The sequence below is a fragment of the Marinobacter metalliresistant genome, from assembly GCF_038098645.1.
In the GTDB taxonomy this organism is placed as follows: domain Bacteria; phylum Pseudomonadota; class Gammaproteobacteria; order Pseudomonadales; family Oleiphilaceae; genus Marinobacter; species Marinobacter metalliresistant.
Genome location: NZ_CP101118.1, coordinates 1,654,417 through 1,680,010, shown reverse-complemented (window position 1 = coordinate 1,680,010; position 25,594 = coordinate 1,654,417). Strand labels below are relative to the sequence as shown.

General features: G+C 57.3%; 22 protein-coding genes and 1 pseudogene. 7 read left to right on the top strand and 16 right to left on the bottom strand.

What is annotated here, in order from left to right:
* Positions 1-11: 11 nt before the first annotated feature.
* Positions 12-1,196: a YbfB/YjiJ family MFS transporter gene (locus NLK58_RS07805; RefSeq protein ID WP_117617989.1), complete on the top strand. Its 1,185-nt coding sequence runs from the start codon at positions 12-14 to the stop codon at positions 1,194-1,196.
* Positions 1,197-1,273: 77 nt separating this feature from the next.
* On the opposite strand, the gene NLK58_RS07800 is transcribed toward NLK58_RS07805, so the two are convergent.
* From NLK58_RS07800 to paaX, 9 genes are all read right to left on the bottom strand, one after another.
* Complete coding sequence (locus NLK58_RS07800; RefSeq protein WP_341582465.1) at positions 1,274-2,305, bottom strand: carbohydrate kinase; 1,032 nt, start codon at positions 2,303-2,305, stop codon at positions 1,274-1,276.
* Between the two features lie 25 nt (positions 2,306-2,330).
* Positions 2,331-3,806: a mannitol dehydrogenase family protein gene (locus NLK58_RS07795; RefSeq protein WP_117617987.1), complete on the bottom strand. Its 1,476-nt coding sequence runs from the start codon at positions 3,804-3,806 to the stop codon at positions 2,331-2,333.
* Positions 3,807-3,850: 44 nt separating this feature from the next.
* Positions 3,851-4,954: an ABC transporter ATP-binding protein gene (locus NLK58_RS07790; RefSeq protein ID WP_117617986.1), complete on the bottom strand. Its 1,104-nt coding sequence runs from the start codon at positions 4,952-4,954 to the stop codon at positions 3,851-3,853.
* A 12-nt stretch (positions 4,955-4,966) separates the two neighbouring features.
* The gene (locus NLK58_RS07785; protein WP_117617985.1) at positions 4,967-5,800 is read right to left on the bottom strand and encodes a carbohydrate ABC transporter permease; all 834 of its coding nucleotides are present in this window, start codon (positions 5,798-5,800) and stop codon (positions 4,967-4,969) included.
* Positions 5,801-5,816: 16 nt separating this feature from the next.
* Positions 5,817-6,722 carry a carbohydrate ABC transporter permease gene (locus NLK58_RS07780; protein ID WP_205422322.1) on the bottom strand — a complete coding sequence of 302 codons (906 nt, stop codon included), beginning with the start codon at positions 6,720-6,722 and terminating at the stop codon, positions 5,817-5,819.
* A gap of 148 nt (positions 6,723-6,870) precedes the next feature.
* The gene (locus NLK58_RS07775) at positions 6,871-8,127 is read right to left on the bottom strand and encodes a sugar ABC transporter substrate-binding protein (protein ID WP_341582781.1); all 1,257 of its coding nucleotides are present in this window, start codon (positions 8,125-8,127) and stop codon (positions 6,871-6,873) included.
* A 551-nt stretch (positions 8,128-8,678) separates the two neighbouring features.
* A complete protein-coding gene (locus tag NLK58_RS07770) occupies positions 8,679-9,956 on the bottom strand; it encodes a hypothetical protein (protein ID WP_162893693.1) in 1,278 nt (425 codons plus the stop codon).
* Between the two features lie 475 nt (positions 9,957-10,431).
* Complete coding sequence (locus NLK58_RS07765) at positions 10,432-11,328, bottom strand: AraC family transcriptional regulator (protein ID WP_117617981.1); 897 nt, start codon at positions 11,326-11,328, stop codon at positions 10,432-10,434.
* Positions 11,329-11,379: 51 nt separating this feature from the next.
* Positions 11,380-12,345, bottom strand: a complete 966-nt coding sequence (gene paaX / locus NLK58_RS07760) for a phenylacetic acid degradation operon negative regulatory protein PaaX (protein ID WP_341582464.1) — start codon at positions 12,343-12,345, stop codon at positions 11,380-11,382.
* Positions 12,346-12,651: 306 nt separating this feature from the next.
* Between paaX and NLK58_RS07755 the strand changes: the two genes are divergently transcribed.
* From NLK58_RS07755 to NLK58_RS07730, 6 genes and pseudogenes are all read left to right on the top strand, one after another.
* Complete coding sequence (locus NLK58_RS07755) at positions 12,652-13,809, top strand: ABC transporter substrate-binding protein (RefSeq protein WP_341582463.1); 1,158 nt, start codon at positions 12,652-12,654, stop codon at positions 13,807-13,809.
* 82 nt (positions 13,810-13,891) lie between these two features.
* The gene (locus tag NLK58_RS07750) at positions 13,892-14,767 is read left to right on the top strand and encodes a branched-chain amino acid ABC transporter permease (protein ID WP_341582462.1); all 876 of its coding nucleotides are present in this window, start codon (positions 13,892-13,894) and stop codon (positions 14,765-14,767) included.
* Positions 14,767-15,774, top strand: coding sequence for a branched-chain amino acid ABC transporter permease (locus tag NLK58_RS07745; protein WP_341582461.1), 1,008 nt, complete (start codon positions 14,767-14,769; stop codon positions 15,772-15,774). The genes NLK58_RS07750 and NLK58_RS07745 overlap by 1 nt, the downstream gene beginning before the upstream one ends.
* Positions 15,771-16,529: an ABC transporter ATP-binding protein gene (locus NLK58_RS07740; protein WP_303287092.1), complete on the top strand. Its 759-nt coding sequence runs from the start codon at positions 15,771-15,773 to the stop codon at positions 16,527-16,529. The genes NLK58_RS07745 and NLK58_RS07740 overlap by 4 nt, the downstream gene beginning before the upstream one ends.
* 17 nt (positions 16,530-16,546) lie before the next feature.
* Positions 16,547-16,948: pseudogene (locus NLK58_RS07735) on the top strand (ABC transporter); the annotation flags it as partial.
* Between the two features lie 258 nt (positions 16,949-17,206).
* Positions 17,207-17,911, top strand: a complete 705-nt coding sequence (locus NLK58_RS07730) for an ABC transporter ATP-binding protein (protein ID WP_341582780.1) — start codon at positions 17,207-17,209, stop codon at positions 17,909-17,911.
* A 177-nt stretch (positions 17,912-18,088) separates the two neighbouring features.
* Here the strand turns inward: NLK58_RS07730 and paaZ are convergent, their stop codons facing one another.
* The 7 genes from paaZ to paaK form a co-directional block, all read right to left on the bottom strand.
* Positions 18,089-20,134: a phenylacetic acid degradation bifunctional protein PaaZ gene (paaZ, locus tag NLK58_RS07725; RefSeq protein WP_341582460.1), complete on the bottom strand. Its 2,046-nt coding sequence runs from the start codon at positions 20,132-20,134 to the stop codon at positions 18,089-18,091.
* A gap of 87 nt (positions 20,135-20,221) precedes the next feature.
* On the bottom strand, positions 20,222-21,301 hold the full coding sequence (paaE, locus tag NLK58_RS07720) for a 1,2-phenylacetyl-CoA epoxidase subunit PaaE (RefSeq protein WP_117617973.1): 1,080 nt from the start codon (positions 21,299-21,301) through the stop codon (positions 20,222-20,224).
* A gap of 13 nt (positions 21,302-21,314) precedes the next feature.
* On the bottom strand, positions 21,315-21,884 hold the full coding sequence (gene paaD / locus NLK58_RS07715) for a 1,2-phenylacetyl-CoA epoxidase subunit PaaD (RefSeq protein ID WP_117617972.1): 570 nt from the start codon (positions 21,882-21,884) through the stop codon (positions 21,315-21,317).
* Entirely contained in the window at positions 21,868-22,632 is a 765-nt protein-coding gene (gene paaC / locus NLK58_RS07710) for a 1,2-phenylacetyl-CoA epoxidase subunit PaaC (protein ID WP_117617971.1), read from the bottom strand. Before paaC ends, paaD begins: the two co-directional genes overlap by 17 nt.
* Positions 22,633-22,644: 12 nt before the next feature.
* Positions 22,645-22,926: a 1,2-phenylacetyl-CoA epoxidase subunit PaaB gene (paaB, locus tag NLK58_RS07705; protein ID WP_008173800.1), complete on the bottom strand. Its 282-nt coding sequence runs from the start codon at positions 22,924-22,926 to the stop codon at positions 22,645-22,647.
* 17 nt (positions 22,927-22,943) lie between these two features.
* Positions 22,944-23,936 (bottom strand): 1,2-phenylacetyl-CoA epoxidase subunit PaaA, encoded by a 993-nt coding sequence (gene paaA / locus NLK58_RS07700; protein WP_117617970.1) that lies wholly within the window; start codon positions 23,934-23,936, stop codon positions 22,944-22,946.
* 331 nt (positions 23,937-24,267) lie between these two features.
* Complete coding sequence (gene paaK / locus NLK58_RS07695) at positions 24,268-25,578, bottom strand: phenylacetate--CoA ligase PaaK (protein WP_341582459.1); 1,311 nt, start codon at positions 25,576-25,578, stop codon at positions 24,268-24,270.
* Between the last annotated feature and the right edge of the window lie 16 nt (positions 25,579-25,594).

Here is a 25,594-nt window from a genome sequence, read left to right as displayed (position 1 = left end):
AAGGGCACCGCGTGAAACCGATAGAAACAATAAAAGTGCTGGTGGCCAGCGTGATCGCCGTTGTGGTCATGGTGGGGATCGCCCGGTTTTCCTACACGCCGATGATCCCGGAAATGGTTGCTGCGCTGGGGCTGAGCAAATCCGTTGTCGGCATGCTGGCTACCGTGAACTATGCCGGCTACCTGACCGGGGCGGTGCTCATTACCCGGATCAGCGATCTCGGTCTCAAGGTCAGGCTGTACCAGCTCGGACTGGTGGTCGCCGTGGTTTCGACGGTGCTCATGGGGTACACCACCAACATGTGGTTGTGGTTCATTCTGCGCTTTATCTCCGGGCTGAGCACTTCAGCGGGCATGTTGCTGGGAGCCGGCCTGCTGATGAGCTGGCTGATCAAGAATAACCAGAAATCCGAGCTTGGTGTGTTCTTTTCCGGCATCGGGCTTGGGATTGTCCTGACTGCCGTGGTGGCCGAGCTGATCAAGGACCCGTTCACCTGGGATCAGCAATGGGTGATCTACGGGTTGGTGGCGCTGGCACTTCTGGTTCCTGCCTGGCGCTGGATGCCGGACTACCGGGCCTGCGCTCTGCCCCGCACAGGGGGTGAAGGTACCGGGGATGAGCGGAGCCGCTTCATCCGTATACTGCAACTGGCGTATTTCTGCGCCGGCGTGGGCTATGTGGTGACAGCCACGTTCCTGGTGGCCATCGCCGAATCCATGCCCGAGCTCAGCGGCCAGGGCTGGCTGGTCTGGCTGATTGCCGGTCTTGCCGCCACCCCGGCCTGCTGGCTCTGGGATGTATTCTCCCGTCGCTGGGGGCAGTGGCTGGCACTGTACCTGGCCTACACACTGAACTCGGTGAGTATCCTGATGCTGATCATGAACACCAGCCTGACCAGTGTGATGCTCAGTTCCGTGATTTATGGTGCCAGCTTTATCGGTATTGTCAGCATGATGCTGGCGATGGTCGGGCGCGTGTTCCCCGAAAATCCCTCCCGGCCCATGAGCCGGCTGACCTTCAGTTATGGCATAGCGCAGATGGTGGCACCGGCAGTCGTCGGCTATCTGGCGGATGTGGAGGGTAATTACACCAACGGTCTTTGGTTGACTCTGGTTGTTATGGCGCTGGGTGTACTCATGCTTCATCTGGCAAGGCGGGCACAGCAGCGTCAAGACGAAACTGCGGTCGTCGGTTGAGCTGCCGGAGGTTGTCCCGGTGACCCCTCAGCAGAAGCGTCGGTTCGACAATGCCCAGGCACGCCGGGAGGGGCGTCTCAAGACCCGGGCACAGTTGGCTGAGTCCGGTGCCGGGAAATCCTGAGCAGGCTCTCCAGGTCAGACTGGCTCGGCAGTGAGGTAAATGCCCCAGCGCGGGTTACCGCGTGGGCGCCGCAGGCGCTGGCGAACTGAAGCATTTCTTTCAGGGCTTCAGGATGTTCGCCCAGAGCAGTCAATCGCGCCGGAGACACTTCCGTTTCTGAGAGGCGGTATAGCAGGCCGCCGACAAAGGCATCGCCGGCCGCTGTGCTGTCTACCATGGTTACCTCTACAGGTTGAATCAGCCCTTTATGGCTGCCTGTGTAATAACGCATGGGTGCTCCTCCGTCGGTGATCACGATCAATGCGACGCCGGCGTTCTGGAGCCTCCTCAGGACAAGATCCTCATCCTGATCACCGCAGAGGAAGGCCAGTTCTTCTGCGCTGAGTTTAACCACATGTGCCCGCTTGATGCAGGACCATACAGCGCCGAATGGGTCGCTGTTCTCTGGCCACAGATTTTCCCGCAGATTCAGATCAAAGCTGATGACAAAATCGGCACTCCTGGCTTTTTCCAGGCCCGCCAGGGTTGTTTCCCGTATGCCGGGCTCGGCCAGCGTATTGGAACAGAAATGGAAAATTCCCGGCTCCTGAAACCATTCATCCTGAAAGTCCTCCGAACGAAACAGCGTATCCGCGGAAGGGTTGCGATAGAACTCGAAGCTTCGCTCGCCATGGGCGTCCAGTGACACAAAGGCCAGTGCCGTTTTGGCTTCGCGGGTCTGCAGCAGGTAGTCGGTATTTACGCCGTTGTCTTCCAGTGATGCCTTGAGGAAATCCCCGAACATGTCCGCTCCGACCTTGCCCGCAAAGTAGCTGCGACCGCCCAGCTTACCAACCGCGGCTGCGACGTTCGCCGGAGCACCACCGGGAAACTTGGTGAAGGTTTCCTGCCCGGTTGTTTCTGTCGTCCCGGTTCCGGGTGTGTTGCCGACGTTGCTGGAGAGCATGTCGATCAGTGCTTCTCCAAATGCGATAACCTTTTGCATTGTCTGTTTCCTGCCTGGGGCGTCTTTAAGTGACTGACAACGATTCCAGGGTCGCCAGAACACCATCGGATTCCAGCCTTTTGACGGCGGACTCAAAGGCCGCGCAAAAGGCCCGGGAATGGATCAAATCCCTGCTGAACAGATCCTCCATGCCCAGAAACGTCTGGTTCAGGCTGTCCCGGTCCTGCACTGCGGTTTGCAGGCGTTCAGCAAGCGGATCCCGAACTTCATGCAGGTGGCCGGCTTCGTCCTTGCCTTTGAGGTATACCGCCCAGCTTGCGATGACCAGGGCCACGCGGTCCAGGGGCCGGGATTCCTGAATAAGCGCTCGAATGGTTGGCACCAGGAACTTGGGGATCTTGCTGGATCCGTCAAGGCACAGCCTGGCCAGTTGGTCGCCGACCTGTGGGTTGGAAAAGCGGTCGATCAGTGTCGCCTTATAGCCAACGAGATCAACGCCCGGAATGTCACCCAGAATCGGGGTAACATCCTCATCCATGAAGGCCCGGATAAAATCGGTGAAACGGCTGTCTGCCATGACTTCATGGGTGTAGCGATAGCCGGCAAGGTAACCCAGGTACGCCATGGCCGAGTGGCTGGCATTCAGCAGCCGGATTTTCATCAGCTCGTAGGGGGCCACATTGCCTGTGAACCGGGCACCGGCGGACGCCCAGTCCGGGCGGCCGTTGCAGAAATTGTCTTCCAGAACCCACTGGGTGAAGGGTTCGCAGATGACTGGCCAGCGATCCTCGATACCATGGGAGAGTTTCAGCCACTCGGTATGGGCGGGCGTGGTTCCCGGTGTAATTCGATCCACCATACTGCAGGGAAAAGTGACCTGTTGATCAATCCACTCTGCCAGCCCGGCATCACGCATGTAGGCGAATGCCAGTAAAGCGCTGCGCGCTGCATGGCCGTTGTGGGGCAGGTTGTCGCAGGACATGATGGTAAATGGTGCCAGTCCCCGGTTTCTGCGGCGGGCAAGGGCTTCGGTCAGAAAACCAAACACGGTGCGCGGCTGCTGGGGATGCTGCAGGTCATGAACCACATCCGGATGCTCATGATTGAAAAGCCCGGTATTGTCATCAACGTTGTAGCCTCCCTCGGTAATGGTGAGGGAAACGATTCGGACGTCAGGACTGGCAAGCTTTTCGATCACCCGGTCGGGGTCGTCCGGAGCAAACAGAAAATCGGTGATCGCACCGATGACACTCAATGCATTGGTGCCATCGGAGCCCAGCTCGATCAGGGTATAGAGGTAGTCCTGTTCTGCCAGGACGGACTGCATGGTTCGGTCTGCCTCACGCAGCCCGACTCCGCAGATGGCCCAGTCGTCGTTGCCGCCTTGCTGCAACAGTCTGTCTGTGTACATGGCCTGATGGGCACGGTGAAAGCCGCCAACCCCGATGTGGATGATGCCATGTTTCAGGTTTGCCCGATTGTACTGCGGGCGCGAAACGCCGCTTGGCAGGTCGGACAGTGTGGTCTTGTTCAGCTTCATAGGTTCACCCTGTTTTCCGGTCGGCGGGGCCGGCCCTTCGCGTGTCAGGCGGCGATCTGCTCGAGTCTGGGCAGGGCCTGGTCCTGGTCATCGAACAGGTGGCACTGGTCGAGCTCGAGGCTCAGGCCGATCTGCTGGCCAAAGTTGCATGTGAAATTGCCCGGTGTCCGGACCGTAAGCGTTTCGCCGGTACCGGTTTTGACGTAACAGTAGGTGTCACTGCCAAGATTTTCTGCTATGTCCAGACGGCCGGTGAGGTGGCTTTCCGCAGGGTCGGAGACATAAATGTTCTCAGGCCGCACGCCCAGGGTTACGCGGCTGTCCTTGCGCAATGATGTCCCCTCGACCGGCAGGGTGAGTGTGGCGCCATCTTCGAGCTGGATTCGGGTTCCCTGATGATCGCATGCAAGCACGGTAGCAGGCAGGAAACTCATTTTCGGCATGCCGAGAAAGCCCGCGACAAACCGGTTGGCCGGGCTGTGATAGAGCTCCATGGGCGAGCCGACCTGCTCGATCTGCCCCTGGTTGAGTACCACGACCTTATTGGCGAGGGTCATGGCTTCGACCTGATCGTGAGTCACGTAGATCATGGTGGCTTTCAGGTCATGGTGAAGCCGCGCAAGTTCAAGCCGCATCTGCACGCGAAGTGCGGCATCGAGGTTCGACAGCGGTTCGTCAAACAGGAATACCTTGGGCTGGCGGACGATGGAGCGGCCAATGGCAACGCGCTGGCGTTGCCCACCGGACAGTTCCTTGGGTTTACGCTCAAGCAAAGGCTCCAGCTCCAGAATGCGAGCTGCTTCGGCCACCTTGGCTTTGATCGTCTCTTTGGGCTCCTTGGCCAGCTCCAGCGCGAATGACATGTTCTTGCGCACGGACATGTGGGGATAGAGCGCATAGCTCTGGAAGACCATCGCCAGATCCCGCTTGGCGGGCGCGAGTTCGGTGATTTCCCTGTCGTCCAGGTAAATATGACCACTGGTGACCTCTTCAAGGCCGGCGATCGAGCGCAGCAGGGTCGACTTGCCACAGCCTGAGGGGCCAACGAAGACAACAAACTCGTGATCCTTGATGTTCAGGTTGATGCCTTTGAGGATTTCCACATCCCCAAAGGATTTTTTCAGGTTTTTTATTGTTAAATCAGCCATGGGAATTCTCCGTTATTTAACTGCGCCAAAGGACAAACCGCGAACCAACTGTTTCTGACTGATCCAGCCAAAGATCAGGATCGGAGCGCAGGCCAGGGTTGAGACTGCGGACAACTTGGCCCAGAACAGTCCTTCGGGACTCGAGTAGGAGGCGATCAGGGCAGTCAGGGGCGCTGCCTGCGATGCGGTGAGGTTCAGCGACCAGAATGCCTCGTTCCAGCTCAGAATCAGTGCCAGCAGAACGGTGGACGCCAGCCCGCCTTTGCTCATGGGAAGCAGAACCCGCCAGATCTCCTGGAACAGCGTTGAGCCGTCCATACGCGCGGCTTCCAGTACCTCTTTCGGGATTTCCTTGAAGTAGGTGTAAGCCATCCAGATCATGATTGGCAGGTTGATCAGCGTGAAAATAATGGTCAGCCCAATGCGGGTATCCAGCATCTGCAGGTCTTTGAACAGCAGGTAGATCGGGACCAGTACGCCGACAGGTGGCAGCATCTTGGTGGACAGCATCCAGAGCAGGGTGGCCTTGGTGCGTTTGGTCTCGAAAAACGCCATGGAGTAGGCGGCGGGTACCGCCAGCAGCATCCCGATAATCGTTGAGCCGAAAGACACAACCACCGAGTTCCAGGCAAAGTGGAAGTAGTCGCTGCGCTCATTGACCAGCGTGTAGTTCTCCAGCGTGGGTGTGAAGAACAGTTGGGGCGGCGTCGCGAACGCGTCGATTTCGGTTTTGAAGCTGGTCAGCAGCATCCAGAAAATCGGAAAGAAGATGGCCAGGGCTACGCCCCAGGCCAGGATACCCATAAGGGCCGTTGTCAGGCTTCGGCGTTGTTTCAGGCTAAGCATGGTGTCACCTCCGGCGTTATTGTTTATCGGTCAGACTCTTGCCGACGACGCGAACCAGGAAGAACGCGGCGATATTGGCAAGAATGACGGCAATCAGTCCGCCCGCTGACGCAAGGCCAACGTCGAACTGGAGTAACGCCTGGCTGTAGATCAGGTAGGCGAGGTTGGTGGTTTCGTAGCCGGGGCCACCACCGGTTGTTGTGAAGATTTCCGCAAACAGTGAGAGCAGGAAAATGGTTTCGATCATCACCACCACGGCAATCGGGCGGGCCAGGTGGGGGAGGGTCAGGTGCCAGAACAGGGCCCATGGGCCAGCGCCGTCCAGTCGCGCGGCTTCCTGCTGCTCCTGGTCGAGCGACTGCAGTGCGGTCATCAGCAGAAGGATCGCGAAAGGCAGCCATTGCCACGACACGATCATGATGATGGAGAAAAGCGGAAACTCCGAGAACCAGTCAATGGGTTGCGCGCCGAAAAACTGCCAGATGGCGGCAAAGACCCCCGACACCGGGTGCAGCAGCAGGTTTTTCCAGACCAGTGCATTTACCGTGGGCATGATGAAAAACGGCGAAATCAACAGGATTCTGACAATCCCCTGACCCCAGAACGCCAGATTAATGAGCAGTGAAATCAGGACACCGAATACGACTGTGATCAAGAGTACCGAGCCGACCAGCAGCAGTGTGTTGGTCATGCCGGCCATGAATCCCAGGTCAGTCACGAAAAACCGGAAGTTCTCCAGGCCGACGTACTCGTTTTCGCCGGGATAAAGCAGGTTATACCGGATCAACGAGAAGTAAATCGTCATGGACAGGGGAACAACCATCCAGAGCAGAAGCAACAGCACCGATGGCGATACCATGAGCCGGCTGACTCTGGCTTTCTGTTTGCTGACACCTCCTGCAGTCGGAGCCGTGTCTTGCATTGTGCGGATTGCGTCCGCATCCAAAGTTTTTGTTTCCATGCCAATGCCTCCGGGAAGGGGCCCTGACGGTGTGGGCTGCCCGTATAAGCCGATGGAGCGGCATGACGGGACCCACAGGTGCCAGTTGTGTTAGTTCATAGCGACGTGATTACTTTGAGTAGTAACGCGCCCGGGTCATTTCGCGGGTCGTAATCGACTGGGCGCCCATCAGGGCCTGTTCCGTCGACATGGAGCCGGCGAGCGCCCCGGAGAAAAGTTTGCCAACCTGGGTTGCAATGGCCTGAAACTCCGGGATGGCGGCAAACTGAACGCCCACATAGGGGGCCGGCTTCAGGGTGGCGTCATTGGGATCGGCCCTATCCATCGACTCGAGGGTTTTGGCCGCAAACGGCGCGGCAGCAAGGTACTCGGCGTTGTCGTAAGTTGATGCCCGAGTGCCCGGAGGAGTGGTTGCGATGCCGGTTGTCTCCGCCACCAGGGCGCTGTATTGCTTGGATGTCGCCCAGGTGATAAAGGTCTTGGCGGCTTCTTTTGCATCCGAGCTGACCGGAATGGCCAGTGCCCAGGACCACAGCCAACCAGCGCCCTTATCGGTCTTCTGGCTTGGTGCCAGTGCAAAACCAACCTTATCAGCGACCTTGCTCTGGGATTTGTCGGTAACAAACGCGCCGGCTACCGTGGCGTCTACCCATAGGCCGCATTTGCCGGAATTGAACAGTGCGAGGTTTTCATTGAAGCCATTGGAGGATGCCCCCGGGGGACCGTAGTTACCCAGCAGGTCGACGTAGAACGTGAGCGCGTCTTTCCACTCCGGGCCGGTGAATTCAGGTTTCCACTCTTCGTCAAACCAGCGGGCACCGAACGCGTTGGCGATGGTGGTGATCAGCGCCATGTTTTCGCCCCAGCCGGCTTTGCCGCGCAGGCAAACCCCGTATTGTCCCTCGTCGGGCTTGTGGAGGGTTTTGGCGAACGACTTCATCTGTTCCCAGGTGGGCTGGGCCGGCATGGTTAACCCGTTTTTTTCGAAAAGATCCTTGCGGTAGTAGGTCATCGAGCTTTCGGCATAGAAGGGCAGCGCGTAGAGCTTCCCGTTCTTCGAGAGGCCGCCAAGGACCGACGGGAAAATATCTTCCTTGTCATAGTCTTCCGGCAGGTCATCCATAACCGTCAGCCAGCCTTTTTCTCCCCAGATCGGGGCCTCGTACATGCCGATGGTCATCACGTCGAACTGGCCACCGCCGGTGGCAATATCCGTGGTCAGGCGCTGGCGGAGGACATTTTCCTCAAGTACGACCCAGTCGAGGTCTATATTCGGGTATTCTGCTTCGAAGGCATCAGACAAACCTTGCATGCGAATCATGTCGCCGTTGTTGACGGTGCCAATCGTGACTTTGGTGGCCGCCATGGCCGGGAAGGATGCGGTCAGGATTCCGGCTGCGACCAGCGCAGGGAAAAAGCTGTTGGTGCTCATGTTCGAACCTCTGTTTATTTTTGGAGTAGGTCGATCCGGGCTAAATCTGGAAACCCGTCAACATTGTTGTCGGTACACCCAATCGGGTGCTGAGTCCTATGAGCCCATTACACGCTGAGTATGAAAAGCGGACAAATACATACTTCGCCAGATTTATGTACTTTTTTGCCATTCGCCGAGCTGTCCCCTTAAGCGTCAGCCACCGTGAACCACCTTTTGAGCGGCTGTCGGTAAAGCATTGTCCTGTTAGAAAAGGAAAAATCTGACGCGATAAAGTTGTGTATTCCGGCGAACGTGACCGATTTGCACACGGCCATCTCGATGTGTTATCGAATGCCCGGTGACGCAGTCGGGCCAGGATCCAGCACTCGAGCTTCGGTTGCCAGATCGATTTCGGCAGAGATGCTAATCGGAAACACTATCAATTGAGTACAGACCCCGATTAAAGAAAACGGGGTCTGTACCCAATTTTTCCGGAGCGGAAACTAGAAAACTACAGAGGCTTCCAGCATAAAGCCATCCCAGTCATCCCCGATCTGACCGGGGGAATTCGCGCCCTCTTGCTGGCTCACGTACTCCGCCTTTACTAGCGCCACATCATTTAGCCAATAACCGCCGCCGACCTGGGTACGTGTCAACTCGTCGTCGGGACCGGCATTGTCGGACTCATTAGTCACAAGGGTGTAGCGCACTGCACCGTAGAGTTTTGAAGGCATTATGTAGTAGCTGGCCTCCGTGCCGTAAAATTGCATTTCGCTTGTCTGCTGCAGGAACTGGGTGGCCTGGCTAGCAACGGTTTGATTCCCTGAGCTGTCTCCAAAACTGAATTTATCTTCAGCCCGACCGAACCAGATGCGGGCATAGAGCGGGATATCCTCACCCTCATACTGGGCACCGATCTGCCACACATCGACTTCCAGACCCGGCACCAGACCGGCATGGGTATCACGAGCACCGGCACCACTGCCCGGGAAGTTGTAGTTATCGCCGTCACCCTGCACCATACCCATCGTCTGAACCTCACTGAACGGGCGCGGATTATCGCCGGTAACCTGATCACCCAGGTCATTGAAGGCATAGCCGCCGCCGACACTGAAGCCCATGGGCAGGTCCAGAGAACCCTTGAAGAAGTAATCATAGCCACGATCCCCGCCGAAATCCTCGAAGAAGGTGGGCACAGTCACGGTGGCGTCCCAGTTCACCCGTTTGAGAAAACCGCTGCCGATATCATGGCTTCCCAAGACGGTGAAGCCGGATTCCGCGGTAACCATATCGGCGGGTGAGTTGCCAATCAGTGGGTTGCCCTGTACCACGGCACCGTCCGAATATCCCCCGAAGTTGCGCACCGCGGTGACAACTCCGCCCAAACGAAAAGTGAGGTCATCAGTGAGCATATAATTGATAAACGACAGGTCGTTGGAGATTTCGAACTGATCGTCAGTGCCAAAGTCATTCGGTTCTTCGCTGAGTTCCACAAAGGCATTGATGCGTTCTGAGACCTGGATATCGAAGCCGAGAGAAAAGCGTATCCGGTTGAAGCCTGAGTCGGTCGACCGATCAGCAACATTGAACGCATTATCGTCAGCTTCCAGTTCCTGGAAGGAGCTCATGATAGCGCCCTTGATTTCTACTTTACCGTCGAATAATTCCGTGCCAGGGGCGGGGCTGGAGGCCAGCCCCAATTCTGTGGCGTAAGTGGGGCTGGCGGCCATCCCCAGCAACGCACAAACCGTCCCCAGTTTTGAAGCGCTTATTAATCTCATTGATTTTACCTCATGTGATGGATGCTATTTGTTTTATTTCCACGCTGAGTAGTCGCATTAAATCTATGCGGAACTTCGTTTATCTGTAAGTGACTTTAGTTGCCGTCATGGCGGAGGAGGATGCGGTCAGGATTCCGGCTGCGACCTGCGCCGGGAAAAGGGTGTTGGTGCTCATGTTCAAACCTCTGTTTATTTTTGGAGTAGGTCGATCCGGGCTAAATCTGGAAACCCGTCAACATTGTTGTTGCCGGTACACCCAATCGGGTGCTGGGTCCTATTACACGCTGGGCATGAAAAGCGGACAAATACATAATTCGCCAGATTTATGTACTTTTTTTCCATCAGGTGAGCTGTCATCGGTTATGCGAGTCGACGTGAACTTTGCCTTGAATGGGGGCTAACACGTCATCTTTCTGATTCGGGAGGAAAATGATATGCAGCTATAAGGTATTGTTTGAAAAAGGTAAAAAGCGGGTCAGCCCCGGTAAAGAACATCCATTGATGCCTTTCGATAGTCCGAAGGTGTCATTTTCTTGAGGTGAAAAAAGCGGCGGTTGAAGTTTGCGATGTTGTTGAATCCGACCGAAAAGCAGATTTCAGTAATCGGCTCGTCGGTATGGGCAAGATGTTCGCAGGCTTTGTTGATGCGCAGGGTATTGACGAACTCAATAAAGCGCTGGCCAGTCGCTTTCCTGAAGAATTTGGAAAAATAGGTCGGCCCCATGTTCACATGGTCTGCGACTTCTTCAAGCGAGATGCTGGTGTCATAGGACTCAAAGATGTAATTGACGGCCAGATTGAGCCGATGGAGGATCTTCTCATCGGTGATCGGAATGTAGGTTGATGAGGAGAGCACCCGGTAATCATCAATGCCCGCAAGAAGCTCTATCAGCGTCCAGAATCGGGTCAGGCGCCTGAAACCTCCGGAAGTTGCAATGTCTTCGAACAGCTCCACGGCCCTGGCAATGCTGTCGGGGTTCAGAAACTCAATGCCATACTGCGCGCGCTCCCAGAACGGAGCCAGCAGCCGTGCTTCCGGGAAGAAGGATTCGCATCCTTTCACAAACTCATGGGAGAAGTTGATGACGCGGTCGCGTAACTCGACGCGCTCCCCCTTATCCAGCTGGCTTATCCAGTTGTGGGGCAGGTTGGGGCCAACCAGTATCAGGCTGTCAGGTGAGAAATTGCCAATGTAGTCGCCAACGAACACCTTGCCTGACGTCGCTGTGATCAGGTGTAGTTCATACTCCTCATGGTAGTGCCAGCGCACAAGGGGGCTGGGGTATCCATGATCAAGGTAGCGGATCGATTCGTCACCTTGCTGATCGACCCACTCGAATTCGGGCTGCAGGCGCTGTTTGCTGGAGCTCATGAAACACCGTTATTCCGACCTTTCAGTTCAGAGTACAACAGTTCGCTGTATTCAGACAGCGGATTCCGGCGTTTCTTCCTGAGTCGTGGTCATGTCTCTCAGCCCTCCAAAGCGCTTGAAGAATTTCTCGCCGGGGCCGGGGAGGGGGCCGGAGGCATTTTCCAGGGTTTCATCCAGCCATTGTTCCGCCCGCACATAAATCTTCCGGTACAGGTTCCGGCAGAGTTGCTTGGCGCTGCGGCCTTCCCAGTCGCCCGGTAGCAACTCGTCCGGCAGTAGTGGGTCTCGAAGCAGAATTTTTCGGTACTCGTGAATCAGCAATATCCGGAGGATCAGGCATTCTTTCGGGCTGAGCGTGTCTTCCGATTGCAGCTCACGCCAGAGGGGCCGGAATTGAGCCAGGAAGCGCCGGTACCGACCTCCCAGCTCGTCCAGGTTCCAGCTCTCGCGCACCTGCAACCTGAGTGCCTTGGGGCTTTTCTGCTCCATGGGCATGGTCTGCATCACGATAGTGTCTTCCAGGGCGCCCCACTCCTGCAGCATGGGAATCAGTTCGCTGCGGGTAAACCGGGGGTGCTCCATCAAGCCCGGCGCCATGCTGCCAAAGCTGAGCCACTTCAGTTCTTCGCGGACTTTCTGGCGAAGTTCCGGAGCCAGCTGATTCAGGTACACAAGGCACCAGCTGCCGCTCCATTCCTCGGTATCGAGATTATAAACGTGCTGGAAGGCCTGCTCGAAACGGCGCAGCCCGGGGCCGGTGAGGCTGTAATAACTGCAGCGGCCGACCTTTTCGGTTTGCAGCCAGGATTCCTGGACCAGGCGATACACGGAGGTGCGAACCAGCCGCTGGCTGATGCCCATGGGTTCGACCAGCTTCATCAGGCTGCCAAGCCAGACATTGCCGCCTCGGGGAACTATGGCGTCGCCATAGATGGTAATGATGAGGGAACCGGCACGGAGTGGCCGCTTCTTTTGAAAATTCTTGACGAGCAGTTCGAGCTGGCTTTTCGCAGTCATGGCCTGGGTTCGCAAATAAGAATCAATGAAACACGTTGCACGTATTATGCGGGTCCTGCGTGTCAGGTAAAGATTTGTCTCCCTGATCGCCGTGCTGGCGTGGTGTGCCACCGTCGGCTTTACTTAAGGAGCGTCGACCGATCTCCCTGAAATCGGTTGACATGGAAGTTATGATACAATAACTTGATTTGACATTCGTCAATGGTATCGAATTTACCGGAGGCGAAGAAACAGGAGTGCATCTGATCAAGGATGAGGGAATAACAATATACTCAAGCCCCTGCACAATCCGGGAGAATAAAAACAATGCTTAGAACAATGATCCGTCGCGTCGGAAAATGCGCAGTAGTCGCTGCTGCCGGCCTCATGATGATGAGCGCCCAGGCTGCTGACCCCATCAAGATTGGTTCGTTCCTGTCTGTGACAGGTCCGGCATCCTTCCTTGGCGATCCCGAGCTGAAAACGCTCGAGATGTACGTTGAAAAAATCAATGAAGACGGCGGTGTCCTTGGTCGTCAGTTGGAGCTGATCCATTATGACGACGTTGGCAATGCCTCGTCTGCCCGTAACTTCGCCAGCCGCCTGATCCGTTCAGACCGGGTGGATGTCATCGTCGGCGGCAGCACCACCGGTGCCACCATGGCAGCGGTACCGCTGATCGAGCAGGCACAGGTTCCGTTCATATCCCTGGCGGGCGCCGTGGTTATTACCACACCGGTCAAGAAGTGGGTGTTCAAGACTCCGCAAACTGATCGCATGGCGGCAGAGCGAATTCTCGCCGACATGAAAGACCGTGGCATTACCCGATTTGGCCTGATTTCCGGCACCGGTGGTTTCGGCAGTTCCGGTCGCACCCAGACTCTGGAAGTGACCGAAGAAATGGGTATGGAAGTGGTGGCCGATGTCACCTACAGCGGATCTGATACAGATATGACTGCCCAACTGACCAATATCCGTAACACAAAAGGTGTTGAAGCGGTTCTCAACTTCGGTTTCGGCCAGGGCCCGGCCATTGTGACCCGTAACTATGCCCAGTTGGGCATGGAGCTTCCGTTCTACCAGTCCCACGGCGTAGCTTCTGACAGTTTCCTCGAGCTGGCCGGCTCTTCTGCCGAGGGTCTCCGCCTGCCCGCATCTCCGCTGCTGGTGCCGGATTCCCTGCCGGACGACGATCCCCAGAAAGAAGTGGTCCAGAACTACAAGGCTGAATACGAAGCTCGCTGGGATTCCAAGGTGTCCACTTTCGGTGCCTATGCCTACGACGGCCTGATGCTGGCAGTTCGCGCCATGGAAGAAGCTGGCTCTACCGATCCGGAAGCGGTTCGTAACGCGCTGGAAAACATCCAGGGCTATGTCGGTGTAACGGGCGTGTTCAACATGTCCCCGGAAGACCACAACGGCCTTGATCCGGAATCCTTCCGCATTCTGGAAGTCCAGAACGGCGAATGGAAACTAATCGACTGATACCCCTTTAACCTGTCTCGCGGCTGGCGACGACCCCTTTTCAGGGCAAGTCGCCAGCCGATGTTCGACCGGAACCACCGCTATGCTCGCAGAATTCTTACAGTACCTGTTCACCGGGATTACTATCGGTGCGACCTACGCTCTGATAGCCCTCGGTTTTACCCTGATCTATAACGCCAGTCACGTCATCAACTTTGCCCAGGGCGAGTTCCTTATGATTGGAGGCATGGCGACGGTTTCACTTACGGCCATGGGTGTGCCCATGATCCTGGCGGTCGTGCTGGCCGTCGTCCTGGCCGGTATCCTCGGCATCGCCCTGCAGCGCTTCGCGATTGCGCCGGCCAAACAGGCCGATGTGGTTACCCTGATTATTATCACCATTGGCGCATCCATCTTTATTCGCGGTATCGCACAGGTAATCTGGGGCAAGGAGTACCACGTGATGCAGAACTTCAGCACCGACCAGCCTATCCGGGTGTTTGGTGCGGTGCTGAACAGCCAGAGCCTGTGGGTTCTGGGTATTGGCGCGATCCTGGTGGTGGCTTTGGTGCTGTTCTTTACCAAAACACTGATTGGCAAAGCAATTCTGGCAACCTCCATGAACAAGGAGGCGGCGCGTCTGGTGGGTATCCGCACCCAGATGGTGCTCATGCTGGCATTCATGGTGTCTGCGTTGCTTGGCTCGGTAGCCGGTATTGTGGTAGCACCGATTACCTTCACTTCCTATGACATCGGGATCATCCTCGGACTGAAAGGCTTTGTTGCCGCAGCTATCGGTGGTCTTGGCAGCGGTGTGGGTGCTGTTGTCGGTGGCCTTGCCCTTGGCATTGTTGAAGCCATGGCAGCCGGTTACATTTCATCCGATTACAAGGACGCCGTCGCGTTTTCCATGATCCTGCTGGTACTCTTCTTCATGCCCCGGGGACTTTTCGGCGCCAAAGTAGTGGAGCGTGTCTGATGTTGAACCGGTTTATGCAGTCGCGCCTCCGGGGCCTGCTGGTCCTCGCGCTCATCCTGATTATCCTTCCGGCATTTCTGGGCAATCCGTTCCATTATGAGCTGGTCATCCAGATGGCCATCATTGCCGCCACCGTAATCGGCCTGAACCTATTGGTGGGCTTTGCCGGCCAGATCAGCCTCGGCCACGCCGGCTTCTTTGGCCTGGGTGCTTACTTCACGGGTATCGCAACCGGGACTTACGGCTGGTCTTCTGTCCCTGCGCTGGTGGTCGGTGCCATTGTAGTTGGCATCATTGCCTGGATTGTGGGTCGCCCGATCCTGCGTCTGAAGGGGCATTACCTGTCCATGGCAACCCTCGCGGTGGGTTTCATTATTGCCATTATTCTGAACAACGAGCGTGCCATCACCGGCGGTCCGGACGGCATGCCGGTTCCGGCCTTCGATCTCTTTGGCTGGGAGCTCAGTACCTTTGGTCAGTATTCGTTGTTTGGGCTTGAGATCTCGGGTGTCCAGGCCTGGTATATCCTGGCCAGCGTGGTGCTTCTGCTGGCGGTCTGGTTTGCCCAGAATCTGATCGAATCGCCCATTGGCCGGGCGTTACGCTCCGTGAAAGGCTCGGAAGTGGCTGCCAGTGTGGTGGGCGTTGACACTGCGAAGTACAAAAGCCTCGTATTCGTGATCTCCGCGATCTATGCCAGCGTCATGGGCGGCCTTTACGCCCATTTTCAGGGTTTTATCACCCCTGCGGTGGCAAGCTTCGAGTTCTCCATTCTCTTTATCACCATGGTCGTCCTTGGCGGTATGGGTTCCACGTTCGGTGTGATTCTGGGTGCCGTGGTATTGAAACTGTTACCGCAGGTTCTGGCGGATTTCCAGGAACTGGAAGCCGTGATGTTCGGCCTGATCCTGATGCTGACCATGATCTTCATGCCCAAGGGCCTGTTGCCCACCATCACCGCAGTCGTTTCCAAAAGAATGCGCAGGAAAGCGGGAGGTAAGGCATGACAGCACTGGTTGAAGTAAAGGGGCTGGATAAGGCCTTTGGTGGTGTTCATGCGGTGGAAGGTGTCAGTTTCGCCGTGGAGGCCGGGCAGGTCTATTCCGTGATTGGCCCGAACGGTGCCGGCAAGACTACATTGTTTAACCTGATTACCGGCCTCTATGTCCCCACGAAGGGTGAGATTCTGCTGAACGGCGAGAGTACCGCCAGGCTGGCACCGAACCAGCTTGCGGAGCGAGGCATGTGCCGGACCTTTCAGCAGATGCAGGTCTGTATGAACATGACCGCCATGGAAAATGTGATGCTCGGTCGGCACCTACAGCTCAAGAGCAGTCTGCTCACTACGCTGTTCCGGTTGCCGGCTTTGCGTCGGGACGAGGAGTCTGCCTATAAACGCGCCGCGGACCTTATGGAGTATGTGGGTTGTGGCGAGTACGTGGGTGCCGAGGCCTCTGCGATGTCCTACGGTGCGCTCAAGCGGCTCGAGATTGCCCGGGCACTGGCGGCCGAGCCAAAGGTCATCCTGCTGGATGAGCCGGCAGCAGGCCTCAACGCTGTCGAAACGGCGGCTCTGGAAGACCTGATCCGGAAAATTGCCGATCAGGGCACCACCGTGATGCTGGTTGAGCACGATATGAAACTGGTGATGGGAATCTCCGACCGGTTGCTGGTGCTTAACTATGGTCGCGTTCTGGCCGAGGGTACGCCCGAGGAAATCCGTCAGAACCCGGACGTTATCGCCGCCTATCTGGGTGGCTGAGCAAGGAGACATTTCACATGAGCGAGCAACACACTGAAATGGCGCCTGCCCGGTCACGCAGTGAGCAGGCCGTGCGAATTATTGTTCAGGAACATCAGGCGCTGTGGCGGATCCTGGATCTGCTGGATCAGCTTCTGAGCGATATGAACGTCAACGACCAGCGGCCGGATGAGCGGCTGCTCAGGACGATCTTTGATTACATTCAGCACTTCTCCCGGCGGGTACACAGTACGCCCACGGACATCGAGCTCTACAAGCGGCTCAGTGAGAAGTCCCCCGAGACAGCGCCCCTGCTTGAGAAGCTGGCCAGGGGCTACGTGATTGGCCATGAAAAACTGCTGGAGTTGCGCAAGCTGCTGGCAGCGTGCGAAGAGGGCTGGCCGGAAGGTCGGGAGGAATTCAGTCATGCCCTGGCACGTTTCACTGAAGCCTTGCGCAAGCATATCCGCAAGGAAGAGGGCGTGGTTATTCCCCGGGCCCGGAAACTGCTGACCGAGCAGGACTGGCAACAGATCATCGAAGCGCGGGATGTGGAAAACGATCCCCTGTTTGGTGAGCGGGTGCGGGAAGAGTTCCGGGAGCTGCGTCACCAGATTGTCAGCTATACCCCGGAAAAGTTCGGGGGGCTGGGCCTCAAACACGCCGACCGGGTGTCTGCGCCTCATGCAAAGCAGGAAATGCTGTCCATCAAGGGGCTGGTGACATCTTATGGCCAGATCGAGGTGCTGCATGATGTGGATATCCACATCAACAGTGGCGAGATCGTGTCGCTTGTCGGTGCCAATGGTGCCGGCAAATCGACCCTGCTGATGACCATCTCCGGGTTACAGCCTGCCGACCGGGGCGCTATAACCTTTGAGGGCAAGGACCTGGCGAAGATCCCTGCTGATCAGCGTGTGGCCGATGGCATTGTGCAGGTGCCTGAGGGCAGGCAGGTGTTCAAGGACCTCAGTGTCCACGACAACCTGCTGCTGGGTGCCTACACCCGGGGCAGGACACCCGAGGCGATGGACGATCTGGAGCGCATGTACACCAAGTTCCCCATCCTTCGCCAGAAGCGCCATAACCTGGCGGGTGAGCTCTCCGGTGGCCAGCAGCAGATGCTGGCGATGGGCCGGGCCCTGATGGCCAAGCCAAGGCTGCTGCTTCTGGACGAGCCCAGCATGGGCCTGGCGCCGTTGATCATCGAAGAGATCTTTAACATCGTAAATGAGCTGAAGGAAGAGGGCATTACCATCTTCCTGGTCGAGCAGAATGCCTCACAGGCGCTGGCACTGGCTGACCGTGGCTATGTGCTGGAAACTGGCAAGGTGGTGGTTGAAGGTACTGGCCGGGAGCTGCTCAGTAATGAGAAGGTTCGCGAGGCCTACCTGGGTATGTAATCGCCCAGGGCATGTAAAGCACAAATAAAAGGGGGGCACCCATTAGCCAGGTCGTTAAATCTGAAAATCATGTTCGCTGAGGCCGGGGTCAGATGAAGGCTTTCATCTGACCCCATTTATTTACCTGTGACCTTCTCCCTAGGGTCCAGGACAGGAAGAAGGTCTCGCAGTCCGGTGTTACCCGGGCTTCTTGGCAACCAGTGTCAGGATGTCGTAGCTCGCAACCAGCTCATCGTTCTGGTTGTGAACCTGGACATCCCAGACCACCACACCCTGGGGGTGGCCGTCCGGAGATGTCCGACCCTGATCGATCTTGCGCTTGCAGGTCAGCCGAGCCCGGATGGTGTCGCCCGGGGCCACCGGCTCGATGAAGCGCAGGGTGTCCAGGCCGTAGTTCGCCAGAACCGGACCTTCGCCCGGATAAACGAACAGGCCCGCCGCAGCGGAAAGCACAAAATAGCCGTGGGCAATGCGCTTGCCGAACTGGGAGTCCCGCGCCGCAATTTCATCAAAGTGCATGTAGAAGTGGTCGCCGGACAGGCAGCCGAAGTTGACGATGTCCGCCTCGGTAACCGTGCGCCGGTGAGTCAGCAGGGATTCGTTGATCTGCAGGTCCTCGAAATGACGACGGAATGGGTGCACTTCGGTTTCGATCAGATCGGCACCGCGCACGTACTCACGGGTGACTGCTGCCAGCATGGTCGGGGAGCCCTGAATTGCAGTTCTTTGCAGGTAATGATGTACCGCGCGGATGCCGCCGAGCTCTTCACCACCGCCGGCGCGACCGGGGCCGCCATGCTTGAGCATGGGCAGAGGTGAGCCGTGGCCGGTGGATTCCTTCGCCGCTTCCGCGTCCAGCAGGTGCAGACGGCCATGGAAGGCGGCCAACAGAGGGGCGACCTTGCCGGCAATGGCGGGATCGCGGGTGGTCAGGGTGGTGACCAGTGAGCCCCGGCCTTGCGCACACAGAGCCACTGCGTCTTCGACGGTGTCGTAGGGAATCACCGTTGCTACCGGGCCAAAGGCCTCAATGTCGTGTGCTCCACAACCCTTTTCCGGGTTCCGGCACAGCAGTACGTGCGGCTCGATAAACGCGCCTTTTTCGGTGCCTTCGCCAGTCGGTTTGAAGCTGTCGTCGCCACCGATGACCAGTTCGCTGGTCTTCAGCAGTTCCTGGATATTGGCTTTGACGTCTTCCAGCTGGTCGATGGAGGCAAGAGCGCCCATGCGTACGCCTTCAACCGAAGGATCGCCCACGGTGACTTTCGATAACCGCTCTTTCAGCTTCCCGCAGACAGCGTCCACCTGATCTTTCGGCACCAGAATCCGGCGTATAGCGGTACACTTCTGACCGGCCTTCGCCGTCATCTCGCGGCCCACTTCCTTCACGAAGATATCGAACTCTTCGTGCTCGGGGGTCACGTCTGGCGCCAGAATGGCACTGTTCAGTGAGTCGGCCTCGGCATTGAACGGAATCGAACGGTTGATGATGTTCGGATGATTCTTGAGTTTGCGAGCTGTTGCTGCCGAGCCGGTGAAGGTAACCACGTCCTGCTCTTCAAGATGGTCGAACAGGTCGCCGGTGCTGCCAATGATCAGCTGCAGGCTGCCTTCAGGAAGCGCGCCGGATTCCTGCATCAGGCGAACGGCCAGTTCGGTCACGTAGCAGGTAGAGGTGGCCGGCTTTACAATGGACGGCATGCCCGCCAGGAAGGTGGGTGCGAATTTCTCAAGCATGCCCCACACCGGAAAGTTGTAGGCATCAATATGCACAGCCACGCCGCCCCGGGGCACCAGGATGTGGGTACCGGCAAAGTGGTTGTTCTTGCCAAGCGGCGTCACCGGGCCTTCGTGCACTACGTTACCGGACGGCAGTTCTCGCCGCCCCATGCTGGCGTAGGAGAACAGGGTGCCGAAACCACCATCAATATCGATGCCGTTATCGGCTTTGCTCGATCCGGTATGCATCGACAGTGCGTAAAGCTCTTTCTTGTGCTCCTGCAGGTACATGGCCATGGCCTTGAGGGCCAGGGCGCGTTCCTGGAAATCCATGGCCATCAGGTTCTTGCCACCAACCTTGCGGCCATACTCAACGGCTTTCCTGAAATCGAGGGTGTCGTCGTGGGTGTTTGCCACGACTTCGCCGTTGATGGCGCTGGGCAGGGCCTTGGCGGGCTTTTCACCGACCCACTGGCCGGCAATGAAACTTTTCAGGACTGACATGGGAAACTCCATTGGTGTCTGAAACGCCAAGGCAAGTCCCGTTGTTGCGGGACTTGCCTTGCTCGAGTCTTGTTGTTGGGGTGGAAGCTACATCTCGTCGTAGTTCAGAACCACCTTGTCGCTGATCGGGTAGCACTGGCAGGAAAGCACGTAACCGGCTTCCACCTCGTAGTCTTCCAGGGCAAAGTTCTGGTCCATCTCCACTTCGCCTTCGACAACCTTGGCGCGACAGGTGGAGCAGACACCGGCCTTGCAGGAGTAGGGCAGATCGGCACCTTCCTCGTTGCCGGCTTCGAGGATGCTCTTGGTATCACGAACCAGCGGGAAGGTCAGGGAGCGGCCATCGGCAATCACCGTTACTTCACTGATGGACTGCGGATCCACTTTCGACGGCGCTCGGTCCTTACGGGCCTGGGGTGCACCACCGACCGGCGTGAACAGCTCGAAATGGATCCTGCTTTTCTCCATGCCATGGCGAAGCAGGGAGTCCCGCACATCTTCTGTCATTAACTGGGGGCCGCAGATGAAGGCTGCGGTGAGATCCTTCGCGTTGATCCAGTGGTCGAACAGTTTGTCGCACTTGTCGTGATCAATCCGCCCGTTGTACAGGTCAATGTCCTGCTCTTCCCGGGTGAAGATGTACACCAGGTTCAGGCGGGCCATGTACTCGTTCTTCAGATCCTGAAGTTCATCCCGGAACATGGTGCTGCTGGTGGCCTTGTTGCCATAGAACAGCGTTACCTCGCTCTTGGGCTCGGTTTCCAGAGTGGTCTTGACGATCGACAGGATCGGGGTAATGCCACTGCCTGCGGCAACCGCCAGGTAATTGCCTTCGCGCTCGGGATCCAGGTCGATGGAGAAGTGGCCCTGGGGTGGCATGACTTCCAGCGTCTGGCCGGGTTTCAGTTGCTCATTGGCAAACGTGGAAAAACGGCCACCGGCAACCTTCTTGACCGCGATGCGCAGTTCCTGGTCATTGACACTGCGGCAGATCGAGTAGGAGCGGCGAACTTCCTCACCGTCCATCTGGGTTCTGACAATCAGGTGCTGGCCCTGCTTGTAGCTGAACTTGTCCGCCAGGTCTTCTGGCAGATCAAAAGCAAGTGATACGGCGTTTCTTGTTTCAGGTCTGACCTCTTTGAGGCTCAGTGAGTAGAATTTGTTCATGATCGTATCGGCTCTAGATGCATTTGAAATAGTCGAAGGGCTCGAGGCATTCCTTGCAACGGTAAAGGGCTTTGCAGGCGGTGGATCCGAATTCGCTGACCCGCTCGGTGTCCTTGCTGCCACAGTGGGGGCAGGCAATGACCTCCGGTTCCCCGAGCAGGCTCATCTTGCTGGAGCTGCCCTCGGGCGGTGCGATTCCGAATGCCCGAAGCTTCTCTTTGCCTTCGTCTGTGATCCAGTCGGTGGTCCAGGCAGGGGTCAGCACCTGGTTGATTTTCGGATCCCGGAAGCCCGCGGCGCGCAGGGCTTCAGTGATCAGTTCCTCAATCAACTCGGTGGCCGGGCAGCCGGAGTAGGTCGGGGTTACATCAACGGATAATTCGTTGCCGTCCCAGCGGATGGCACGAATAATACCGAGTTCCACGACGCTGACTGCCGGCACTTCGGGGTCTTTGACCTCCTCGAGAAGTGCCCAGATGTCATCCTCTGTCAGCAGATCGGGGCGGGCGTTTGCCGGCACCCGATCACTGGCAATCAGGATATCGACGGCTGACCGGCTGTCTGTATCACCATGTGGTGGCATCGGGATAGGCCCTCTGCAGGAATTGCATTTCTGCCAGGATGAAACCGAGGTGTTCGGTGTGCTCGCCGTGCTTGCCGCCCATGTACATCCAGGCGTCTTCCGTGCCCGGCGTCAGGGTCGCCTGGATGAGCACTTCGTTAGCCATTCCGCGCCAGTCTTTGGCCAACTGGTCAGGGTCCGGGCCAATGCCCGCCTCGGCCATGACACGATCAGTGTCGTCCGGGGTAATCAGTTCGCCGGTAAAGCGCCAGAGGATATCCACGGCATCCTGCATGCGACGGTGGCTTTCCTCGGTGCCATCGCCCAGACGCTTGACCCACTCCGATGACCGGCGCAGGTGATAGGTGGCTTCTTTCAGGGCTTTGGCGGCGATCCCGGCGATGCGCTCATCGCTGGATTCGGTCAGGCTCTTGAGTGTGAAGTAGTGCCACACGTCAAAGAAGAACTGCCGACCCATGGTGACCGCATAATCCTCATTGGGCTGCTCGGTGAGCAGCAGGTTGCGGTAATCGTGGGCATCGCGGCGGAATGCCAGCTTGTCAGCATCCCGGCCATCGTCAATCAGCTCGGCGGCGTACTCGTACCAGTTGCGGGCCTGGCCCACCAGGTCGAGGGCGACGTTCATCAGTGCCATCTCTTCCTCAAGCGCCGGGGCCTTGCCGCACAGTTCGCACAGGCGCTGGCTCAGGATCATGTCGGAATCTGCCAGGCGCAGCAGGTATTCCTTTAATGCTTCTGCTTGTGTCATTGGTACCGCTCCTTACATGTGTCCGACTTCATCGGGCAGCTTGTAGAAAGAAGCGTGCCGGTAAACCTTGTCTTCCGACGGGTCGAAAAGCACTTCCTTTTCGTCGGACGCGGAGGCCGTGATGGTGTCGGAGGGAACCACCCAGATGCTTACGCCTTCGTTTCGGCGTGTGTACAGGTCACGGGCGTTTTCCATGGCCATCTCGGCGTCTGCGGCATGCACGCTGCCCACGTGTTTGTGGTTCAGGCCGTGCTTGGACCGCACAAAGACTTCGTAAAGGCGCCATTCAGACATGTTGTATTCCTCCGGTATCAAGCGGCTTGTGCGCGCTGTTTTTGTTTTTCGGCATAGGCGACGGCCGCTTCACGGACCCAGGCGCCTTCGTCAATTGCTTTCTTGCGAGTGTTGATGCGCTCGCGGTTGCAGGGGCCGTTGCCCTTGAGAACGTCGTAGAATTCCTGCCAGTTGATTTCACCGAAATCGTAGTGGCCGGTTTCTTCGTTCCACTTCAGGTCCGGATCCGGCGCGGTGCAACCCAGGAACTCGAGCTGCGGAATCGTCTGGTCAATGAACATCTGGCGCAGTTCATCGTTGCTCTTGCGCTTGATCTTCCAGGCCATGGACTGCTGGGAGTTCGGAGACTCGTCATCGTGCGGGCCGAACATCATCAGCGCCGGCCACCACAGACGGTTGATCGCGTCCTGCACCATGGCTTTCTGCTCTTCGGTGCCTTCGCGCATCATGTCCAGCAGGATCTGGTAGCCCTGACGCTGGTGGAAGCTCTCTTCCTTACAGATCCGGACCATGGCGCGGGAGTAGGGGCCATAGGAAGTACGCTGAAGCACAACCTGATTGACGATCGCAGCGCCATCCACCAGCCAGCCAACCGCACCCATATCGGCCCAGTTCAGGGTCGGGTAGTTGAAGATACTGGAATACTTGGCCTTGCCCTGATGCAGTTTCTCGATCTCTTCATCGCGGTCTGCACCGAGGGTTTCCATGGCACTGTAGAGGTACAGGCCGTGGCCTGCTTCATCCTGGATCTTGGCCATCAGCTGGAGCTTGCGCTTCAGGGTGGGGGCCCGGGTAACCCAATTACCTTCGGGCAGCATGCCGACCACTTCGGAGTGGGCGTGCTGGGAAATCTGACGAACCAGCGTCTTCCGGTAGCCTTCAGGCATCCAGTTCTTGGGTTCGATCTTGATTTCGGCGTCGACCTTTTCCTGAAACTCGCGCTCTTCAGGCGACATCTCTTCCAGGGTCTTCAGGCGCTTGGCGCCGGTTTCAACGAGCTGGGCGTACATAAACAAATACCTCCGGATCGGGCTTGTTGTTCTGTTATCCGTGAACAGCGATGCCCTCAGGAACGACTGAAGGCCATTGACTTCATATTATATGATACTGAATAAATATCAAGAATTGTCGTTGCGTGTCATGTTATATATGAAAGGTTCTTTGATGACGCTTATAGTGTTGATTTTAATGATAAAAAACGTGATACGTGAGTAAATACTATTGAGCTCGGCAGTGGAGAAGTAAAATTAAATCGATGGCTGCGGGTGCGCGGCCGTTGGGGGCAGGCGGCAGGGGGGCAGCCGCAGTGGCTGTGGACTGACCCCTGCCGGTCATGCAAACTTAGGTGTTTCGACGGTCAAACACGTGCTTGGCCTTGCCTTCCGAACGGGCCAGGCGGTTGGTTTCAACCACCTCGACCCGGGTGCTGATGCCAATGTAGGACTTGATGTGGTGGGCCAGTTCCTTGGCCGCCGCGGCACGGCTTTCCGCGTTGTCGGTCGTGTCTGGTTTCAGCTCGGCCCGGATATCCACGCAGTCCAGATTGCCTTCCCTGTAAACCTCGATCTCGTAGTGCGGGGCCAGCGCCTCGCATTTCAGAACCTGTTCCTCAATCTGGCTCGGGAACACGTTCACACCACGGATAATCAGCATGTCATCGCTGCGACCGGTAATCTTGTCGATCCGGCGCATGGGTCGTGCGGTGCCCGGCAACAGGCGGGTAAGGTCCCGGGTGCGGTAACGCAGAATCGGCAGGGCCACCTTGGTCAGCGAGGTGAACACCAGCTCACCGTATTCGCCGTCGGGCAGTACTTCACCGGTGTCGGGATTGATGATTTCGGGATAGAAATGATCTTCCCAGATGGTGGGACCGTCTTTGGTCTCAATGCACTCCATGCCCACGCCGGGGCCCATAACTTCGGACAGGCCATAAATATCCAGGGCCTGGATACCAAGGCGCTCCTCGATCTCGGTACGCATGGCGTTGGTCCAGGGCTCGGCACCGAAGATACCGAGGCGCAGTGGCAGTTTGTGCGGGTCAATGCCCTGCCGCTCCATCTCGTCGGCGATGTTCAGCATGTAGGACGGCGTGACCATGATGATGTCAGGCTCGAAATCCTTGATCAGCTGGACCTGCTTCTCGGTCTGGCCACCGGACATGGGGATTACGGTACATCCAAGCCGCTCGGCACCGTAGTGGGCACCAAGGCCGCCTGTGAACAGGCCGTAGCCGTAGGCAACATGGACCTTGTCGCCACGGGAGCCGCCACCGGCCCGAATAGACCGTGCCACAATGTCGGCCCAGGTATTGATATCGCTCTGGGTGTAACCGACCACGGTCGGCTTGCCCGTGGTGCCGCTGGAGGCATGGACCCGGACCACGTCGGACAGGGGTGTGGCAAACATGCCGAACGGGTAGTTATCGCGCAGGTCCGCTTTGGTGGTGAACGGTATCCTGGCCAGGTCATCCAGAGAGTTGATGTCCATCGGCTTGAGACCGAGATCGTCAAAGGCTTTGCGATAGAAGGGCACATTGGTATACGCATGGACCAGGCTCCAGCGCAGCCGCTGAAGCTGTTCATGGCGGAGCTCGTCAATGCTGGCCGTCTCCATGCGGTCAAGTTTGCCAAGTTTTTGTAATGGTAAGCTCATGATTCTGTCCTGCGTT